This is a genomic window from Collinsella aerofaciens ATCC 25986 (assembly GCF_964237925.1).
Taxonomy (GTDB): domain Bacteria; phylum Actinomycetota; class Coriobacteriia; order Coriobacteriales; family Coriobacteriaceae; genus Collinsella; species Collinsella aerofaciens_BJ.
In genome coordinates, this window is the sequence record NZ_CAXSKI010000010.1 from 1 (window position 1) to 19,199 (window position 19,199).

The window sequence follows — 19,199 nt, forward strand, 5'->3', positions numbered from 1 at the left end:
GCTGCGACGCGGAAATCGCGCGCCGTTGCCGCGCCCCGCAGTGCCCGCTTCCCCCGAGAACAATTATCAGTGCAGGTCACAGACTTGTGCTCTGTTGGTGTGGTCGGAGATTCGGTAAAAGTCTACTCACTTAGTTTTGCGTGATGAATATTGTCCGCAACGAGACCCCAGACGGGGTGATTCCATCGCAAATTCCGGTGACCGGGCAGCTAATTAGGCGCCGTATGGGTTGCGGTCGCGTTCTATGCGCTGGCGGATGTGGGCGTACTCGATTATCAGCAGCACCAGGAGTAGGGCCATGATGGCTAGGTAGCTCACTACAGCGCCCATCAGACCCAGCAGCTTAATCAGGATCACCGGCAGCACCACGCTTACGGCGAAGCAGATCAGGTAGATCTTGGTGACGTCTCCAGCGTGGCGTAGCACCGTGATGATGGCGTAGATAAAGTCGATGGCCGCGGTGACGCCGCCGGCGACGACCATCAGCAACGCCAGCGTACGGTAGCGCTCAAAGCTGAGGCCGTACATCAAGCTCATGAGGGGAATACCGGGACCTGCCATAAATGCGGCGCACACGCCGGTGATGACCACGATCAGCGCCATAACGGCAACAATAATCAGGTCAAAGCGATGACGCTTGCGAGGATTAGCCCAAATGCTCGACAAGCGCAGAAGCTGCGGTTTATAGATAAATCCAATGCTCAGCAAAATAGCCTGCGCCGGAAAGAACAGGGCATTAAAGTACAGCTGATATTTGTATGCCAGCGTGCCTTCCATCACAAACTTGGGCATGCTCTCAATTAGGTTGAACAGGAACAGTGCACCAAAGAGCGGGGCGCACTGGACAAACAGGTGGCCGACCTCGCGCAGGCTCACGCGGCGCGATTTTTCGGTCTCGAGCAGGGCGAGCGGCGCGGTGACCAGCACGAGCGAGGCGATCGCGGTGACACCCATGGCCATGGCCGCGATGGGCATGCTGCGCGTGAGGAACAGCGCCACGCTGAAGACCGCGATGACGCCGACGGAGCGTAGCGTTTGGCTCATTCCAGCCAAGTAGAGTTTGTCGGCCTGCTGCAGGCGGCCTTCGTACACGTCGGCGACGCCATCGATGACCTTATACAGGTAGACGCCCAGGCCGATCGTCGCCATCTGCGCATCATAGCCGCGGGCGCTGCTGTACATGAGGCCGCAGCCTAGGGCGAGCGCTCCACAAAGCCAGCGGTTGAGCTGGTAGGAGGCAAAGGACGTCTTTTCGTCGATGTCTGAGACCTGGAAATTGCGCACGCCGTAGTTGCACGCGATCATGATGAGCGTGCCGGTAACAAAGGCGATGGAGAACTTGCCGGCCTCCTCGGCGCCCACGAGCTGCGTCGACACAATGGTGAGCAGCGGAAACGCCATGCCCCATACGGCGGTGCCCAGGGTGTTCCAAAGATAGTCGCGACTGGTGGCGTGCTCCTCGTATTCCGCTTCCTGCATGGAGAAGCCGCCGCCGTAGACGGCGCCGAGCAGACGGTTCCACCAAGCGTTGACCATGCGGCGGACGGGGCCGGGCTTGCGATCGCGTTCGCGCCGGCGACGTGTGGCTTGGCTGCTATCGGGCCCGCCGGCGTTGCGCTGACTCAGCTCTTGGATGCGTGCGAGTTCCTCGGCAGTGTGCGAGGCAGGGAAGAGGCCGTTCTCGATGCGGCCGCCCTGGGCCTTCGCGGCGCCGTCTCTCGATGCAGCGGGGTTGGAGACGCCGTTGCGGCGGGCGATGGCGCGGCGAATGCTATCGAGGGGCGTGATGCTCAAAGCGGAGTCCTTTCTATTGCTGCGCTTTAGTATAGACGCGACGGTGTTCGTTCGTGTTTTTGAACGGATTGTTCAATAATTTCGGCGGGCGGCTGTAATTTGTCGGTAAACGTGCGGTATCCTGTTGAAGTTTTGTGACACCCCCGATGCCGCCCACGCGGTACCAAGGAGCTTCTACCTATGGACGTCGCCGCATTCTTACTGGCTCTTGTGCCGATTATTTGGCTGGTCGTGATGCTGCTGTGCTTTAAATGGCCAGCTTGGAAGGCCGCTATCGGATCGTTTGTCCTTTCGTGCTTGCTTGCCTTCGCATGGTGGCACCTGCCGGCAGCGCAGATCGCGACCGCCTCGCTCGAAGGTTTTTTGATGGCTCTGTGGCCCATCGTCCTAGTGATCATCGCCGCGGTGTTCACGTATAACCTGTGCGTTCGTACGGGCGCCATGGACGTGATCGGCAGCATGATCACCTCCATCAGCAGCGACCGCCGTCTGCTGGCGCTGCTCGTGGCTTGGTGCTTCGGTGGCTTTATGGAGGGCATGGCCGGCTTCGGTACCGCTGTCGCCATTCCCGCCGGCATGCTCGCGGGCCTGGGCTTTGAGGCCGTGCCTGCCGTGCTCATCTGCCTGCTGGCCAACGGCGTGCCCACGCCCTACGGCTCCATCGGCATCCCCACGGTGTCCGTTGCCGACCTGGTGGGTTTGGATTCCCTTCACCTAGCGACCGTTCAGCTGGTGCAGCTCGCACCGTTCTTTGTGGTGATGCCGCTATTTATTGTGCTGGTTGCGGGCCGTGTTGCCGATGACCAGGGCAATGCCGCGAGTGTGGGCGAGCGTCTGCACGGTGTTGCCGGCGTGGCGTTGCTCTCCGGCGTGTCGTTTGTCGGCGCGGCTCTGGTCGTTGCCATGTTTGTGGGCCCCGAGCTGGCCGTGGTCGTAGGATCCATCGTTTCGCTCGCGCTGACAGCTGCGCTTGCCATGCGTGCCGAGAAGTCGGGGCATCTGGACGCACGCTTCCATATGAATATCGAGGCCGGCGAACAGCTCACCGTTAAGTCGGCGCTTTCGGCCTGGTCGTGCTTCATCCTGATCTTTGTGTTGCTGCTGGGCACGTCTAATCTGGTGCCCGCTGTACATGCTGCGCTCGCGCCGTTTGCGAGCCATGTGCAGGTGTATTGCGGTGAGAATCCCGGTATGCTTACGTTTTCGTGGATCAACACGCCAGGCGTCTGGATTTTCCTGGCGGCGTTTGTCGGCGGTGCCATTCAGGGCGCTTCGCCGCGCATGATGGGCGAGGTGCTGGCCGCGACTGTGAAGCAGATGACGCCGACGGTGATCACGATGCTTTCGGTACTGGGCTGCGCCAAGGTGATGGGCTATGCCGGCATGATTTCGTCGATCAGTGCGTTTTGCATTGCGGTCGCCGGCGGTCTCTACCCGATTCTGGCTCCGTGGATCGGCGCAGTCGGTGCGTTCGTGACCGGCTCGGGCACGTCCTCGGGCATGCTGTTTGGTCCCATTCAGAGCCAGGCCGCCACTGCGCTGGGTGTGAGCGACTACTGGATGGTCGCATTGAACGCCCTGGGCGTCGCCGCTGGTAAGATGATCTCGCCGCAGACCCTCGCCATTGGTCTTGCCGCCGTGCACGTGCGCGGTAAGGATGCCGAACTCCTGGGCGCGGTGCTGCCCTACGCTGCCGGCATGCTGGTCCTGATGAGCGCCATAGCCATGCTCGGCCAAGGCCTGCCGCTGTAGTCGGCACTTAGGGACGTTCCTTATGTGCCGGCACTTTGGGAACGTCCCTAAGTGCCGGCATCCGGGGGCGCTCCTTGAATGTTGCCTGTTCAAGAGTGTTCCCAATGACTAGGCGTTTAAAAACGTCCCCAATGACTAGGCCGCTTGCCTGCGATTTTTGACCGTTGGGCGGGCTTGCCGCCCTTGCCGCAAAAACGTTTTTGCATATCGGGTACAACGGGCTTTACGTGAGTAAAGTGCGCGTCGCGTCCACGTGTCGCGTTTTTAAAGGAGGCCCCATGCCTGGTGTTACCCCTGCAGAAGTTCTGTCCAACTTTGGTATTACGCTCGTTGAAGATCCCGCCGAGAATCAACCCCGTCTGCTGGTGGACCTGCCGGCGGCAGAGCTTGTCGAGCACGCTATTCGTCGCAAAGAGGGCCGTATGGCTTCTAATGGCGCGCTCGTGATCGAGACGGGGGAGCGCACTGGTCGTTCGCCCAACGATCGTTTTATCGTTGACACCCCCGATGTTCACGACAAGATCGCCTGGGGTGCGGTCAACCGCCCACTGTCCGTCGAGAGCTATGAGGCCATCAAGGCCGGCATCGTCGACTATCTCAACGAGCGCGACGTGTTCGTCACGCGCGGCATGGCGGGCGCTGACCGCAACCACACGCGTCGCCTGCTTGTTGCCTGCGAGCGTGCCAGCCAGGCACTCTTCATTAAGCAAATGCTCGCCCGTCCGCTCGCCCGCGAAATCGCGCGCACCGGCGAGCCCGACTTCTGCGTGCTCGCAGCGCCCGGTTACCAGTGCGATCCTGCCATCAAGGGCCTCAACTCCAGCGCCGCCGTGGTCATCAACTTCCAGGAACGCGTGATTCTGGTCGCCGGCACCGGCTACTCCGGCGAGATTAAAAAGTCGATCTTTAGCGTCATGAACTATCTGCTGCCCGTCGAGGATGACGTGCTGCCCATGCACTGCTCGGCCAGCATGGATCCCGTCACGCACGAGACTGCCGTGTTCTTTGGCCTGTCCGGCACGGGCAAGACCACGCTTTCTGCCAACCCCACGCGCCTGCTGATCGGCGACGACGAGCACGGCTGGTCCGACATGGGTATCTTCAACATCGAGGGTGGCTGCTACGCAAAATGCGAGGGCCTGGACGCCTTCCACGAGCCCGAGATCTTCAACGCCGTCCGTTTTGGCGCCATTTGCGAAAACGTGGTGCTCGACGAGAACCGCAAGCCCAACTACGACGACATCTCGATCACGCACAACACGCGCGTGGCCTATCCCGTGGAGCACATTCCTAACGCGTGGACTAAGGGCATGGGCACCACTCCGAGTGTCGTGCTGTTCCTGACTTGCGACGCTTTTGGCGTGCTGCCGCCCATCTCGCGCCTGACGGCCGACGCCGCCATGTACCACTTTGTGACGGGCTTTACGGCTAAGATTCCCGGCACCGAGGTCGGCGTCACCGAGCCCACGCCCACGTTCTCTTCGCTGTTCGGCGAGCCGTTTATGCCGCTCGACCCCATGGTTTACGCCAAGATGCTTGGCGAGCGCATTGCCGACGGCCGCACACGCGTGTACCTGGTCAACACCGGCTGGATTGGCGGTGGCTACGGCGTGGGCCATCGCATCGAGCTTGCCTACACGCGCTCGCTGGTCGCACGCGCCCTCGACGGCACCATCGAGGATAGCGAGTTCGTGCACGACGACATCTTTAACGTCGACATTCCCACGACGTGCCACGGCGTGCCCGATGGCATCCTGGTGCCGCGCCAATACTGGCAGAGCACCGCGCGCTACGACGAGGCCGCGCACAACCTGGCGGTGATGTTCGAGGAGAACTTCGAGAAGAAGTACTCGCACCTGCCCGAGTCCGTCAAAGCCGCCGGCCCGCACGCCCAGGTGTCCGCCGAGGCCCGTCATCGCGGCCGCGGCCTGCTGGGACTCCGCCACTAGCTTCGCCGTGAGTCCATATCCACCACAAAGGGGACAGGCACCTTTGTGGTGGTTTTGCTCGTGTGGATGACTCGGGTTACAATACGCCTGACATATCGTCCCCTTCTCCGGATGGGGACAGCGCAAGCGTTCTTGTGACGGCACCGTAGGACTTTGAAGGTGGCCGTTGTAAGGGCGCTTTTTGTTTAGGCGCCCTCACTCGGGCGCGCACAATGAAGGGAGAGCGTATGAAGAGCTTTATTGCCGAGGATTCATTCTGGGAGCTGTTTCCGCAGGCAGCGGTCGGTGTTGTGGTCGTGGAGGGCATGAAGCCCACGGCTCAGATTCCTCAAGAGGACGTGGATGCGATTGCGGCGTTGCTCGACCGCGCCAATATCGATGCGGAGCGTCATCTGACCAGCGACACTATCAGCGAGAACGCACCGGTCAAGGCATGGCGCGAGGCCTATCGTCTGTTCAAGACCAAGAAAGGCGCGCGCTGCTCGATCGAGAACTTGCTCAAACGCGTGCTCAAAGGCAAGCCGGTGGGCCACATTACGCCCGCGGTGGATATTTACAACACGGTGTCGCTGACCTACGCGCTGCCCGTGGGAGGCGAGGATCTGCATGCGATCGAGGGAGACCTTCGCTTGAAGGTGACCGACGGTGGCGATGCGTTCTTGCCGCTTGGCGAGGAGGCGGACGATCCGACGTTGCCCGGCGAGCTCGCCTACATCGACGATGCGGGCGCTGTGTGCCGCTGCTGGAACTGGCGCGACGGCGTTCGCACGGCGCTGTCCGATGATTCGGCCGATGCGTTCCTGGTGATTGAGTGCGTGGAGCCCGAGCGGATGGGGGAATGCCAGGCCGCGATCGATCGCCTCGCTGAGTTGCTCGAGCGTTATCTGGGAGCGACGGTTGTCGTTAAGACGCTTGTGACTCGCGACAATCCCTGCGTGGAGCTGTAGCGGCGCCTAGAACCTATTGATGCCCCAAACCACCACAAAGGTGCCTGTCCCCTTTGTGGTGGTTTTTATGTTGATGGGTTAACAAATGGGGTATTTGGGTACGGGTGTCGCCTTATGCGACTAAGATGTTTACCCGTAAGCATTATGCAAGCGAAAGGCGGTCGTCTCCCATGCAGCAGAACGACGAGACACGTTTCGAGGACTTTGTCGGACTGATCAGTGGGCTCTACAAGGAGATCCAGCGCATTAAGACATCCGAGGGCGCAAGGCTGGGCCTCAAGGGCTCCGACGTGATGTGCCTGTACTATCTTGAGCGCAGCAAGGACGGCCTGACTGGCGCTGACCTGGCTCGCATGGCAGGCGTGACCCGCGCCGCCGTCTCGCGTACGCTCGCGCATCTGGAGGAGGGCGGCTACGTCGAGGTCGATGATTCGGGCGATGCCGCCGTTAAGTATCGTGCTCCGGTGCGCCTGACCGCTCTGGGCGGCGAGAGCATGAGCGAGGCGGACCGCATCATTCGCGAGGTGCTCGATACCACCGGTAAGGCTATGGGTGTGGAGCAGCGCGAGCAGATGTATGCGTCGCTGCGTACGATTCTCAACACCCTGCGCGAGCTGTAGGGCCGCCAAGGCTTTTGCTTCCAATTAACAACTGCATAGTCCTGTTTGAGCGCGTATACCGTGCCGGGGCCTTGCTGTCAAAATTCCCTGCGCGGGACCTGCGCAAGAAAGGATTCGCTATGTCCGTCCGCATTATTACCGATTCCGCAAGCGATATGTCGCCGGCCGAGCACCCGGCACTGGCCGTTTTGCCGCTGTCCGTCACCTTTGGCACCGATGTGTACATGGATGGCATCGACATCGATCACCAGCGCTTTTACGAGATGCTCGTGGAGCGCGATGAGCTGCCCAAGACCGGCCAGGTCAACCCGTACGCGTTTTCGCAGGCCATCTCCGAGGTTCGTGAAGCCGGCGATGAGGCTGTGATTATTACCGTGGGCGCTAAGCTATCAGGCACCAATCAGAGTGCCCGTACCGCACTTGCCGAGGCGCCAGGTGGCGACGTGTTCGTGGTAGACAGCAACAACGTCACCCTGGGCGAGCGCGTCCTGGTCGAATATGCGCTGCGCTTGGTGGACGAGGGCCGCAGTGCATCTCAGATCGCGGCGGCTGTCGAGGCCGTGCGCGACCGTGTGGTGGTTATCGGCCTGCTCGAGACGCTGGAGTATCTGGTGCGCGGCGGTCGTCTGTCTGCTGCGGCCGGCGCCGTGGGCACGCTGCTCAACGTAAAGCCCGTGGTGGCTGTCGAGGACGGTCTGATCGTGCAGCTGGGCAAGGCGCGCGGTTCCAAGAACGGCCGCAACCTGCTGAACCAAAAGGTCGAAAAGGCGGGCGGCATCGACTTTTCCATGCCGCTGGCGCTCGGCTATACGGGTCTTTCGGATGCGGTGCTCAAGAAGTATATCGAGGACAGCGCTGCGCTGTGGGCTGGTCACACCGAGGGCGAACTGCCCGTTCACACCATTGGCGCCACCATCGGTACCCACGTAGGCCCCGGCGCCGTAGCCGTAGCCTTCTTCCATCCCGCCAACTAACCGATCTGCCATAAACCACCACAAAGGGGACAGGCACCTTTGTGGTGGTTTATGCTTTTCCGGGTGGAAGGGAGCGAGCAATGGCGTCTGAGGGCTTTTTTGAACGGGTGTACGAGGTGGTCGAGCAGATTCCCGAGGGGATGGTCGCCACCTACGGTCAGGTGGCGCTGCTCGCCGGTCGTCCGCGGAGTGCGCGGTACGTGGGCTACGCGCTGCACAGCAATCCGCGCCCCGGCGAGATTCCCTGTCACCGCGTGGTGTTTGCCGACGGCCGTATCTGTGAGGGCTTTGCCTTTGGCGGGCCCGATGCTCAACGTGAGCTTCTGCTGGGGGAGGGTGTGGCGTTTAAGGACGACATGCACGTCGACTTGCCCGCCTGTCGCTGGCCAGCAGGGCTCTAGCGCTCTGCCGTGGCCAAAACCACCACAAAGGTGCCTGCCCCCTTTGTGGTGGTTTAGTTTACTTGGGCTAACTTATGGAGAAGCTATGGCGGCGGATATTGATGCTGCAAAGTAAACCACGGTGAACTATATTGGTTTCAGCAACGGAGCAGGCAATAGGCGATGAAAAAGCCTGCCCTGTTGAGTTTGATTCGCATTCCTCCCCTCTGTGCGATTCAACGGTGTACTTCGGGAACAGGCCCGCTGGCAACTAACTGCCAGCGGGCCTGTTCCTGTTTGTCGGGGGAGTGCGATGGACGGAGCCGAAGCGGTCCGCTCCAAAAAAGGCGGACGCCGTAGCGCCCGCCCTATAGCAATCGAAAGCTCAAGTCAGCAGATCGGCCTAGTACACCATACCCATGGCGTCCTGAACCTCGGCCAGGGTCTGCTCGGCGATCTCGTTGGCGCGACGGTTGCCCTCATGCAGGACGTCCTTCACATAGTCCAGATCGTTCTCGTAGCGCTGGCGACGCTCGCGGATAGGTGCGAAGTACTCGTTGACGGCCTCGGTCACGTACTTCTTGAGCTGGCCGGAGCCGCCCATGCCAATCTCCTCGGCAATCTCGACCTCGGAGCGACCGGTGCAGATTGCAGCCGTCGAAAGCAGGCCGGACACACCGGGGCGGTTCTCGGGGTCGAACGTGATCATGCGCTCGGAGTCGGTCTGGCTCTTCTTGATGCGCTTGGCCGTTTCCTCGGCGGTCATCGAAATATTGATGGCGTTGCCGTAGCTCTTGCTCATCTTGCGACCGTCAAGGCCGGGCAGCAGCGGGGTCTCGGACAGCAGCGCCTCGACCTCGGGAAATACCTTGCCGTAGCGGTTGTTAAAGCGGCGGGCGATGGTACGGGTGAGCTCGATGTGCGGCAGCTGGTCGCGGCCGACGGGCACCACATTGCCCTTGCAGAACAGGATGTCGCAGGCCTGGTGCACCGGGTAGGTGAGCAGAAGGCCGGTGAGCTCGTGGCCCGAGGCCTCCATCTCGGCCTTGACCGTGGGGTTGCGCGCCAGCTCGGCCTCGGACACCAGCGACAGGAACGGCAGCATGAGCTGGTTGGCGGCGGGCACGGCGGAGTGCGCGTAGATCATGGTCTTGTCGGGGTCGATACCGCAGGCAAGGTAGTCCATGACCATGTTGTACACGTTGTCCTGGATGTGCTCGGTGGTGTCGCGGTCGGTGATGACCTGGTAGTCGGCGATGAGTACGTTGGTCCTGGCGCCCATGTTCTGCAGCTCCACGCGGCCCTTGAGGGTGCCAAAGTAGTGACCCAGGTGCAGACGGCCGGTGGGGCGGTCGCCGGTAAGCATGGTGAACTTCTCGGGCGTCTTGGCCAGGCCCTCGCGAATGGCGTTGCTCTTTTGCAGCGCGACTTCGTAGCTGTTCTCGTTTGGCATGATTGCTCCTAACGTATGTTCATGGGTCAAGATGATAACGCGTTTATTGGAGGGGCGGGGCGTAAGTAGGCGAGGGGCGGGAGAGGGGTGGCTTGTGCGATGGGCGCGGCGCGGCCGCGCTTGGCCAACGGTGCCTTGGCACATCCTCGGCAGCTTGCCCTAGAGCTTGTGGTGGCGCTCTTCCTTACGTTCCTCAGCTGCCTGCTCCTCCTGCTTAAAGGCGGGGTCGTCGGGGGTGACCAGTTCGTCCTCGTGCGTGCGCTTGTTGTAATGGTGGCGCAGCACGGGTTCAAACAGGTGCAGGTGCTTGGCAAAGGCCGCCGAGCCAATGGCAAGCACGGTAAAGATGAGCACGCGCATGGGCACCTCGACCTGATTGATGGCGGCGGCGCCGGCCGAAAGCATAATGCACCAGGCATAGATGAGCAGCACAGCCTGTTTTTGGTTGTAGCCTTCTTGGATCAGGCGGTGGTGGATGTGGCCCTTGTCGGCCTGCCCGATGCTAATGTGGGCGCGCTTGCGGCGCACGATGGCGCTAAACGTGTCGATGATAGGCACGCCGGCAACGATGAGCGGGATGATAAGCGAGGTGAGTGCGGCGGTGCGGCTCACGTTGAGCAGCGAGATGGAGCCCAGCGCAAAGCCCAGCAGCAGCGACCCCGAGTCGCCCAAGAAGATGCTTGCGGGGTTGAAGTTGTAGTGCAAAAAGGCTAGACAGGCGCCAAAGAGCGCAATAGAGAGCGCGGCGGCGTCGATGCGGCCCGAGAGCACGGCCATTGAGAACATGGTGAATGACGCGATGCCGCAGATGCCCGTGGCCAAGCCGTCGAGGCCGTCGATGAGGTTAATGATGTTGGTGAATGCCACCAGATAGATCACGGTGATGGGGTAGGCGAGCCATCCGAGCATGATCTCGCCGGGGGCAAACGGGTTGACGATGACGCCGATTTTTAGGCCGCCGATACAGGCGATAAGCGCGGCGAGGACTTGTCCGGCCAGCTTTTGCTTGGGCGTGAGCTGGAAGACGTCGTCGATAGCGCCGGTCGCAAAGATGACGGTAAAGGAGAGCGCCAGCATGGGATAGCTAATGTGAAGGCGCGGGTGCGGCACCAGGACGGGTGGCCAGCCTAGGTACCAGGTGCCTAGGATTTGCACAATGCAGGCAACGACCAGGCCCAAAAACACCGCCGCTCCGCCCAAACGTGGGATGGGCTTGGTGTTGATGCGGCGCTTAGAAGGATAGTCGACGGCATCGAGCTTAATTGCCAAGCGCTTGACCAGGGGCACCGCGAGGAAGGTCGTGATAAAGGCCGCCGCTGCCACGCATAGGTACGGTATGTAGCTCGGGGATGAAGCCATGAATCTAAAAACCGCCAAGCGTCGAAGGAAAAGGTCAGAAGAACGCCATGCGCAAAGGGCATAGCCGAACCATAATACTCGACCAAGGGGGGTGCATGGAATTGCACGCAGCGATAATCACGCGCTTACCAGATATTGGGATGTTGTCGATAGCTTGTCGGGATGCCGGCGGGGATTCATATGGACTGTAATGGTGATTTTCGGCAAAAGAAAACCACCCCCCACGTTACGAAAATGAACCCACCTAAAACAGGTGGGTGCCCTCATCGACTGTTCCAGCGTCCTTAACAACGAAGGATACCTGTACTAGGTACGACTGTGTGGGCTCCCTAAATAAACGCGACGGTTCACCCAGTTGCTCCGCGGGGGGCGGAATACCTACATCATAAAGCGGCACTTTATCGATTCCAGTCTTGACATTACAAAAATCGTGTCGGACGATTACGGCGCCTTAGGCTTGGAGCCGTCTGCGCGGTCCGGGCCTTAATGTTTGAGCTGCTGAATCGTTGTTTTGGAGCATGTTTTTATGCCGACGTCGTTGACCGAACTTTTTTCGCCCGCCTGCCATTTGTGTCCGCGCCGTTGCGGTGCGGCGCGTGATGAGGGTGCGCGTGGCGTATGCGGTGCCGACGACACGCTTAAGGTCGCTCGCGCGGCGCTTCATATGTGGGAGGAGCCGCCTATCTCGGGCGAAGCCGGTTCGGGCACGATCTTCTTTAGCGGCTGCTCGCTTAAATGTATCTACTGCCAGAATCACGAGATCTCGACCGGCAATTTTGGGCTTGAGATTTCGCCTGAGCGCCTGGTCGAGATTATGCTGGAACTGCAGGACCAGGGTGCCAACAACATCAATTTGGTGACGGCGACGCACTATGCGCACCTATTGCCTGCCGCGATTGTCGCAGCGCGGGAGCGCGGGCTGGACATCCCGATTGTCTACAACACGAGTGGTTACGAGCGCGCGAGTGCCGTGGCGGCGCTGGGCGACCTGGTCGATGTGTGGCTCACCGACTTTAAATATGCCGATGCTGGGCTTGCGCAGTCGCTTTCTCATATTAAGGATTACCCGCGCGTGGCCGTGTCGGGCCTGGCACAGATGGCGTGCGAGATCGAGCGCCGCGGGGGAGAGCTGGTGGACGAGGACGGGCTCATGAAGCGCGGCATCATCGTGCGCCACCTGGTGCTGCCGGGGCATGCGGACGATTCGTGCCGCGTTCTGGACCTGGTGTGGCAGACGGTGGGCGACGTGCCGATCTCGGTCATGAACCAGTACACGCCCAATGCCCTCATGCGCGAGCAGGGCGGCGATCTGGCGCGTGCCGTGACGCGCGAGGAGTACGAGCAGGTGCTCGACCATGCCGATGACTTGGGCTTTACGACGATGTTCTGGCAAGAGGGCGGCGCTGTAGATGAGAGCTTCACCCCGGCCTTCGACACCACCGGCGTCCTTACCAGCGCAAAGTAGCACGTTCGCCGATGATTTTTCTGGGACGGGGATTAAAAAATCATCGAGAGGATCGCCTGTTCGAAAAGTTGTCAAAATAGCCGCGCCCCAAAAAGACTGGTTATTGGGCGTTGACAGTTGGCGAGCCGTAGGTAAAATATCGACTTGTCCTGGGGACGTAGCTCAGTTGGGAGAGCGCTGCCGTCGCATGGCAGAGGCCGAGGGTTCGACTCCCTTCGTCTCCACCCTTGGATTTGATAAGCCGCTGACATTGTGTCGGCGGCTTTTTTTAAAAGAAAGGGCTATACCATGGCCGAGCTTGAGTCCCAACCATTGTCCGACGAGGAGCGCGCCGAGTTGGAAGAGCTCCGCGCTGAGAAGGCCCGCCGCGAGGCTCGGGAAGAGGCCCGTCGCGAGCGTGAGGAGCTGACTGCCCTGCGTGCCGAGCGTGCGAAGGCCGAGGAGGCCGCCTCGAACGCCGCATCCGAGCGCAAGCCCGCGCCCGCACCCAAGCCCGCTGCTGCGAAGCCTGCACCTGCCGCGCCCAAACCTCAGCCTAAAAAGGCCGCTCGTCTTAAGTCCGTCGAGCCCAAGCCGAGCCGTGACGAGATGACCTTTGCCCAGCGCATGGTTACCTCCAAGGAACCTACGGGCGAGAACGAGATCCCTGGCATGGCGCCGGCTCAAAAAATCATCATTGTCCTTGCCCTCATCGCGTTTGTCATCTTTATGGGCTACACGATCCTGACCAGCATGGGCCTGCTCTAACCGATTTGCATCGGGCGTCATGTCCGCATGCTCTGCTCTCGTCCAGCCCTCAAATTCTGCACCACACATCCGAAAGGTCGCCCCATGGCTTTGACCGACATCTCGCATCCCACCGACATTGCAATGCTCACCGATCTGTACGAGCTCACTATGGCCCAGGGCCTGTGGGAGAGCGGCAAGGCCAATGAGCAGGGTTGTTTTACCGCGTTTTACCGCGACCATCCCTTTGGCAGCGCTTATGCCGTCATGTGCGGCACCGCCGAGTTGCCCGAGCTGGTCGAGAACCTGCGCTTTACGCCCGAGGATATCGACTACCTCGCATCGCTTGAGGCCCCGGCCGGCGGCGCGATGTTCAAGTCCGCATTCCTCGACTACCTGCGCGATTTTCGTGCGCATGTAAATATCGACGCCGTGCCCGAGGGCGAGCTCGTCTTTCCGCGCGAGCCCATGGTGCGCGTCACCGGTCCTGCGCTCGAGTGCCAGCTGCTCGAGACGGCGCTGCTCAACATCGTCGGGTTCCAAACGCTTGTCGCCACCAAGACGGCGCGCGTGGTGCTCGCCGCCGACGGTCGCCCTGTGGCGGAGTTTGGCCTGCGCCGAGCCCAGGGTCCCGATGGCGGCCTGGCCGTTGCGCGCGCGAGCTACGTTGCCGGCTGCTCCTCTACGTCCAATGTGCTCGCCGGCCGCCGCTACGGTATTCCCGTCTTTGGCACGCATGCGCACAGCTGGGTGATGAGCTTCGATTCCGAGCTCGAGGCCTTCCGTGCCTTTGCCAAATCGAGCCCCAAGAACTGCACGCTGCTCATCGACACCTATGACGTGCGCGAGGGCTGCGAACATGCCATTACGGTTGCCAAGGAGATGGAAGCGGTGGGCGAGCGCCTGTCGGCCATTCGCATCGACTCCGGCGACCTCGCCAAGCTCTCCAAGTATGTTCGCGGCCGTTTTGATGCCGAGGGCCTGCCCTATGTGGGGATCTCGGTTTCCAACGATCTGGACGAGTACACGATTCAGTCGCTGCTCGACCAGGGCGCGCCCATCGACAGCTTTGGCGTGGGTACCAAGCTTGCGACCTGCTATGACCAGCCGGCGCTGGGCGGCGTGTACAAGCTTTCCGCCCGCCGTGCGAGCGAGGCAGATCCATGGACGCCGGTGGTCAAGCTCTCCGAGCAGCCCTACAAGCGCACGATCCCGGGCGTGCAACGCGTGCGTCGTTATTACGACGGTTTTGGCGGCCCGGTTTGCGACATGATTTACGACGAGGGCCATCTGGCGGGGGAGGGCGCCGCGCGCGGCAATACCCTCGTGGCCGTGAATGATGCCGCCCTGGTGACCGACGTGTCCGAACTTGAGTATCGCGAGCTGCTGGTGCCGATCGTGCGCGATGGCAGTGCGGTGGCTCCGCGTGAGAGCATCCAGGACGCGCGCGAGCGCTGTGCTTGGGCGCTCGATCATCTGGACGCAGCTTTCAAGCGCTTTCTGTACCCGCAGACCTATGTGGTGGGCATGGAGCAGGGCCTGGCTCAGGTGCGCGACGAGCTCGTGCGCAAGAACATGGCCGCGGCCTCGGCTTTCCCCTGGGCAAAATGATCCGCATGCGACGGAGGAAAACGTATCATTTTCTCGCTCGCCCGTTCGCCCGTTCGCTGAACAGTCGATTGGTTTGACGTATGACGACTTCTTATAAAACGATGGTGGTAAAGATCGGTTCGTCCACGGTGGTGGGCGCCGACGGCAAGGTCAACCGCGCCTTTATCGGCGGGCTTGCCGATCAGGCCGCAGCGCTGCGCAAGCTCGGCTGGCGTCTGGTCGTGGTGAGCTCGGGCGCTATCGCCTGTGGCTATCCCGTGCTGGGCTTCGACCGTAAGCCGGTCGGCGACCTGCCGAGCCTGCAGGCCTGCGCTTCGGCCGGCCAGTGCATTATCTCGTCGGCCTACGACGAGGAGTTTCATGCGCGCGACCTGCTCACCTCGCTCGTGCTGCTCACGCGTCACGACACGGCGCGCCGTACGTCCTACCTGCACGCGCGCGACGCCCTGCTGCGCCTGGTGAAGCTTGGCGTGGTGCCGGTCGTCAACGAGAACGATACCGTTACCGTCGATGAGATCAAGTTCGGCGACAACGACACACTGGCGGCGCTTGTGAGCTGCCTGGTTTCTGCCGATCTGTGCGTGACGCTCTCGGACATCGATGGCCTCTATACTGCCAATCCGCATGAGGACCCCACGGCCGAGTTTGTTCCTGTCGTGCATAAGATCGATGCCAAGATTATTGCCTCGGCGGGCGATTCTTCCACATCGGTGGGCACGGGCGGCATGATTACCAAGATTCGCGCGAGCCGCATCCTGATGACGGCGGGCATTCAGAGCGTGATTTGCTCGGGCGAGGAGCCCGATGCGCTCGTGCGCCTCGCCCGCGGCGAGAGCGTGGGCACGCTGTTCGATCCGCCGGCGGAGCGTCTGGACATCGCACCCCGCAAGCTGTGGATCGCACTGGGCGACAAGGCGCATGGCTCGGTGACGGTCGATGATGGTGCTGCGAAGGCGCTGGTCAGCCGTGGCTCTTCCCTGCTTGCGGTGGGTATTCGCGAGGTCGATGGCCAGTTTGCCGAGGGCGATGTGCTCGACGTGTGCGACCCGAGCGGTATGGTTGTCGCCCGCGGTATCGCCGAGGCCGATTCGGACGTGCTGGAACTTGCTGCCGGTCGCCGCCAGGACCAGATCGCCAGCAACCGCCTGCTCGCTAACCTGGCCGAGAAGCCGGCGATACACAGGGATAACTTGATCGTATTTGCATAAAGAAAGACAGCGCTGCGGATCGTTTCCCGCAGCGCTGTCTTTCTCGTGCCGGCACCTGGGGACGTTTCTTTTGTGCCGGCAGGTGGGGACACTCCTTTGCTAGAAGATTCGGCGCAGGTCTCCGCGGTTGAGGGCCTCGTCGAAGAGGTGCTTGAATACCACGCTGCCGTGCAGGCCGTCGTGCTCGAACTCGTTGGTCACCCAGGCATGCGAGTTGCCCACGCGGCTGAGCGTATCAAGCTGCAGGCCCGAATCCACGTACATGTCGTCGAAATACACCGCGGCCTGCAGGGGCACCTCGTTGCACGCCAGTCGCTGCGGGTCGTAGATCTTGTCCCAGCTGGTGTCTTCCATCAGCAGGTCCATGGCGGGCTTGAAGGGCTTGAGCTCGGGCATCTGCTCGAACATCCACGGGAACATGGCCTCGCCGGTAAACATGAGCGGGCGCGCGAGTGTGTCGAACTCGGCACGATGGGCCTTCTCCTCTGCTGCGGCCCAGCGAATGGGCATGGTGTCGCCGTCGGCGTAGATAAACTCCTGCAGTGTCCAGTACAGCGGGTTCGTGCGTGTGTTGGTGCGCTCGAAGGCGCGCATCAAAAAGCTGTCGGATACCGAGGAGCCGCAGCTCAGCGTACCGTCGTCAGTAACAAAAGCGTGATCGATAGTCCAATGCATGCGCTCAAAGCTCGGCTTCATGCCAAAGTCGCTGCCCATGAGCTGTAGGCGCTCGACCGTCATCGGCGAGCCGTCGGGCAGCACGGGCTTCTGTGCCTCGAGCGCATCGGCCAGGGCTGCCACGCGCTCGACGTCGGCGGGGTAGCGGTCGTAATACTGCTGCGTCTTGGCGGCCATGCGCGGGAAGGTGTGCGCGTAGACCTCGCTGGCGCTCGCCGGCACGTGGGGGATGCCGCCGCAGGTAAAGCTCGCCGCCACGCCCTCGGGGAAGAGCGACAGATAACTCAACGTCAAAAAGCCGCCGTAGCTCTGGCCGAGCGTGACCCAGGGCTTGCCGCCAAAGCCCACCAGACGCAGGTACTCAAAATCGCGCACGATGGAGCTGGCGAGGTGGCGCTTGAGGAAGTCGGCCTGCGAGCGTGCTGTATCGGCGCCGGCGGCCGTTGCGCGATCGCCCAGTGCCTTGATCGTGCGTCCGTCCACGCAGCTACTGCGTCCGGTGCCGCGCTGGTCGGGAAGGACCACGCGGAAGTGCTTGACGGCCTCCTCGATCCAGCCGTCGCTTGTAGGCGACAGCGGACGCGGGCTCTCGCCGCCGGGGCCGCCCTGCAAAAACAGGAGCAGCGGCAGATCGTCGTTGATGCGGTCAGGCGCGCAAACCACGCGGTAGAAGAGCTTGATGCTCTCGGGCGCGCCGGCGATTGGTGCCGGCATAGCGCCGCGGCGCATGGTGCTGCCGACGGCCAGGAGCATCGGCTCCAGGCCGCGCCAGTCAAGGGGGACGTCGATGCTGTGGTCCTCGACATAAAGGCCGGGGACGTGGTACGAAGTGATGAGGGCCATGTGAGTCTTCCGTTCGTTGCGGTGTTTCGGGTTGACCAATTCTACCGCCGCGGGCGAGGCCATGCGCAAATCGGCTACCATGGTTGCAAACTTCTAGGAGAAAGGGCCGCCCATGTCGGTCGATATAGCCACGTATGTCCACGATCTTGCCGTTGCCGCCAAGGCAGCGTCGGCCTCGCTTGCCACGGCGAGCGATGAGCAGCGTCAGGAGGCCGTGCGCGCCATGGCCGCAGCACTGCGCAACGGTGTTGACTCCATCGTCGCCGCTAACGAGCTCGATATGTCCGCCGCACGCGATGCGGGCACTTCGGCCGGTCTGCTCGACCGTCTGCTGCTGACGCCTGAGCGCGTCGAGGGCATGGCCGCCGGCCTGGAAAAGCTCGCCGAGCTGCCCGATCCCGTCGGCCGCGTGCTCGACCACCGCGTGCTTGCGAGCGGTGTGGACCTGACCCGCGTGAGCGTGCCGTTGGGCCTGGTCGCCATGGTCTACGAGGCGCGCCCCAACGTGACGGCCGACGCCGCAGGCATCTGCATCCGTACCGGCAACGCCTGCATTCTACGCGGCGGCTCGCTGGCCTATCACTCGTGTGCCATGATCGCCGAGCTGCTGGCCGATGCGCTCGAGGCCAAGGGCTTCCCGCGCGAGGCCGTGTCGATGATCGAGTCCACCGACCGCGAGGCCACCGGCGAGCTCATGAAGCTCCGCGGTATTGTCGACGTACTCATTCCGCGCGGAGGTGCAGGCCTGATCCAGCGCTGCGTGCGCGAGTCGCTTGTGCCGGTGATCGAGACGGGCACGGGCAACTGCCACATCTACGTGCATGAATCCGCCGACTTTGATAAGGCGCTCAACATTATCGTTAATGCCAAGACCCAGCGCGTAGGCGTGTGCAATGCCGCCGAGTCGCTGCTGGTCGACCGTGCTGTGGCCGATGCGTTTTTGCCCGCGGTCGTGACCGTGCTGCATGACCACAGCGTGCTCATTCACGGCGACGAGGCAACCTGCGCCGCATGCGCCGATGCCGGGCTTGCCGAGGGTGATGACTACGTTGCCGCGACTGAGGAGGACTGGGGTCGCGAGTATCTGGCGCTCGAGATGAGCGTGAAGGTCGTGGCGAGCGAGGACGAGGCCATCGCACACATCAACCGCTACGGCACGATGCACTCCGAGGCCATCGTTGCCGAGGACACGGATGCTTGCGAGCGCTTCCTGGATGCGGTCGATGCCTCGGCCGTGTACGCCAACGCCAGCACGCGCTTCACCGACGGCGGCGAGTTTGGCCTGGGCGCCGAGATCGGCATCTCGACCCAAAAACTCCACGCCCGTGGCCCCTTTGCCGCCGAGGCCCTCACCACCTACAAATACAAGCTCCGCGGCACCGGCCAGGTCCGCCCCTAAACCCCTCGTAAACGAAAACCACCACAAAGGTGCCTGTCCCCTTC

Annotated in this window: 15 protein-coding genes and 1 tRNA gene; 12 read left to right on the forward strand and 4 right to left on the reverse strand. The window is 61.9% G+C overall.

Features of this window, described 5'->3' with window-relative positions:
• Window positions 1–213 precede the first annotated feature (213 nt).
• Window positions 214–1,794, reverse strand: coding sequence for a lipopolysaccharide biosynthesis protein (locus tag ACESWY_RS06040; RefSeq protein WP_373093346.1), 1,581 nt, complete (start codon window positions 1,792–1,794; stop codon window positions 214–216).
• 180 nt (window positions 1,795–1,974) lie between these two features.
• Here ACESWY_RS06040 and ACESWY_RS06045 point away from each other — a divergent pair, with 180 nt between their 5' ends.
• The 6 genes from ACESWY_RS06045 to ACESWY_RS06070 all read left to right on the forward strand — a co-directional run bounded on the left by ACESWY_RS06045 (window position 1,975) and on the right by ACESWY_RS06070 (window position 8,437).
• Entirely contained in the window at window positions 1,975–3,546 is a 1,572-nt protein-coding gene (locus ACESWY_RS06045; protein WP_238023058.1) for an L-lactate permease, read from the forward strand.
• 278 nt (window positions 3,547–3,824) lie between these two features.
• Window positions 3,825–5,495, forward strand: coding sequence for a phosphoenolpyruvate carboxykinase (ATP) (pckA, locus tag ACESWY_RS06050; protein ID WP_260699425.1), 1,671 nt, complete (start codon window positions 3,825–3,827; stop codon window positions 5,493–5,495).
• Between the two features lie 227 nt (window positions 5,496–5,722).
• A complete protein-coding gene (locus ACESWY_RS06055; protein WP_373093348.1) occupies window positions 5,723–6,442 on the forward strand; it encodes a B3/B4 domain-containing protein in 720 nt (239 codons plus the stop codon).
• 170 nt (window positions 6,443–6,612) lie between these two features.
• Window positions 6,613–7,062 (forward strand): MarR family winged helix-turn-helix transcriptional regulator, encoded by a 450-nt coding sequence (locus tag ACESWY_RS06060; RefSeq protein WP_035137250.1) that lies wholly within the window; start codon window positions 6,613–6,615, stop codon window positions 7,060–7,062.
• A 119-nt stretch (window positions 7,063–7,181) separates the two neighbouring features.
• Window positions 7,182–8,036: a DegV family protein gene (locus tag ACESWY_RS06065; RefSeq protein ID WP_346982364.1), complete on the forward strand. Its 855-nt coding sequence runs from the start codon at window positions 7,182–7,184 to the stop codon at window positions 8,034–8,036.
• Window positions 8,037–8,116: 80 nt separating this feature from the next.
• Entirely contained in the window at window positions 8,117–8,437 is a 321-nt protein-coding gene (locus ACESWY_RS06070) for an MGMT family protein (protein WP_373093351.1), read from the forward strand.
• 382 nt (window positions 8,438–8,819) lie between these two features.
• Here ACESWY_RS06070 and trpS read toward each other — a convergent pair whose 3' ends face one another.
• Together trpS and ACESWY_RS06080 are read right to left on the reverse strand one after the other, a co-directional pair.
• A complete protein-coding gene (trpS, locus tag ACESWY_RS06075; RefSeq protein WP_138112823.1) occupies window positions 8,820–9,869 on the reverse strand; it encodes a tryptophan--tRNA ligase in 1,050 nt (349 codons plus the stop codon).
• A gap of 159 nt (window positions 9,870–10,028) precedes the next feature.
• Window positions 10,029–11,228 (reverse strand): MraY family glycosyltransferase, encoded by a 1,200-nt coding sequence (locus ACESWY_RS06080; RefSeq protein ID WP_138112821.1) that lies wholly within the window; start codon window positions 11,226–11,228, stop codon window positions 10,029–10,031.
• A 526-nt stretch (window positions 11,229–11,754) separates the two neighbouring features.
• Here ACESWY_RS06080 and ACESWY_RS06085 point away from each other — a divergent pair.
• From ACESWY_RS06085 to proB, 5 genes are all read left to right on the forward strand, one after another.
• A complete protein-coding gene (locus ACESWY_RS06085) occupies window positions 11,755–12,693 on the forward strand; it encodes a radical SAM protein (RefSeq protein WP_138112819.1) in 939 nt (312 codons plus the stop codon).
• Window positions 12,694–12,844: 151 nt separating this feature from the next.
• Window positions 12,845–12,917 (forward strand) — tRNA-Ala (locus ACESWY_RS06090).
• 64 nt (window positions 12,918–12,981) lie between these two features.
• Entirely contained in the window at window positions 12,982–13,440 is a 459-nt protein-coding gene (locus ACESWY_RS06095; protein WP_138112817.1) for a hypothetical protein, read from the forward strand.
• Between the two features lie 84 nt (window positions 13,441–13,524).
• Complete coding sequence (locus ACESWY_RS06100; RefSeq protein WP_138112815.1) at window positions 13,525–15,030, forward strand: nicotinate phosphoribosyltransferase; 1,506 nt, start codon at window positions 13,525–13,527, stop codon at window positions 15,028–15,030.
• An 80-nt stretch (window positions 15,031–15,110) separates the two neighbouring features.
• The gene (gene proB / locus ACESWY_RS06105) at window positions 15,111–16,238 is read left to right on the forward strand and encodes a glutamate 5-kinase (protein ID WP_138112813.1); all 1,128 of its coding nucleotides are present in this window, start codon (window positions 15,111–15,113) and stop codon (window positions 16,236–16,238) included.
• A gap of 99 nt (window positions 16,239–16,337) precedes the next feature.
• Here the strand turns inward: proB and ACESWY_RS06110 are convergent, their stop codons facing one another.
• Window positions 16,338–17,756, reverse strand: a complete 1,419-nt coding sequence (locus ACESWY_RS06110) for an alpha/beta fold hydrolase (protein ID WP_138112811.1) — start codon at window positions 17,754–17,756, stop codon at window positions 16,338–16,340.
• Between the two features lie 112 nt (window positions 17,757–17,868).
• On the opposite strand from ACESWY_RS06110, the gene ACESWY_RS06115 reads away from it, so the two are divergent.
• Window positions 17,869–19,155 (forward strand): glutamate-5-semialdehyde dehydrogenase, encoded by a 1,287-nt coding sequence (locus tag ACESWY_RS06115; protein WP_138112809.1) that lies wholly within the window; start codon window positions 17,869–17,871, stop codon window positions 19,153–19,155.
• Window positions 19,156–19,199: the final 44 nt, after the last annotated feature.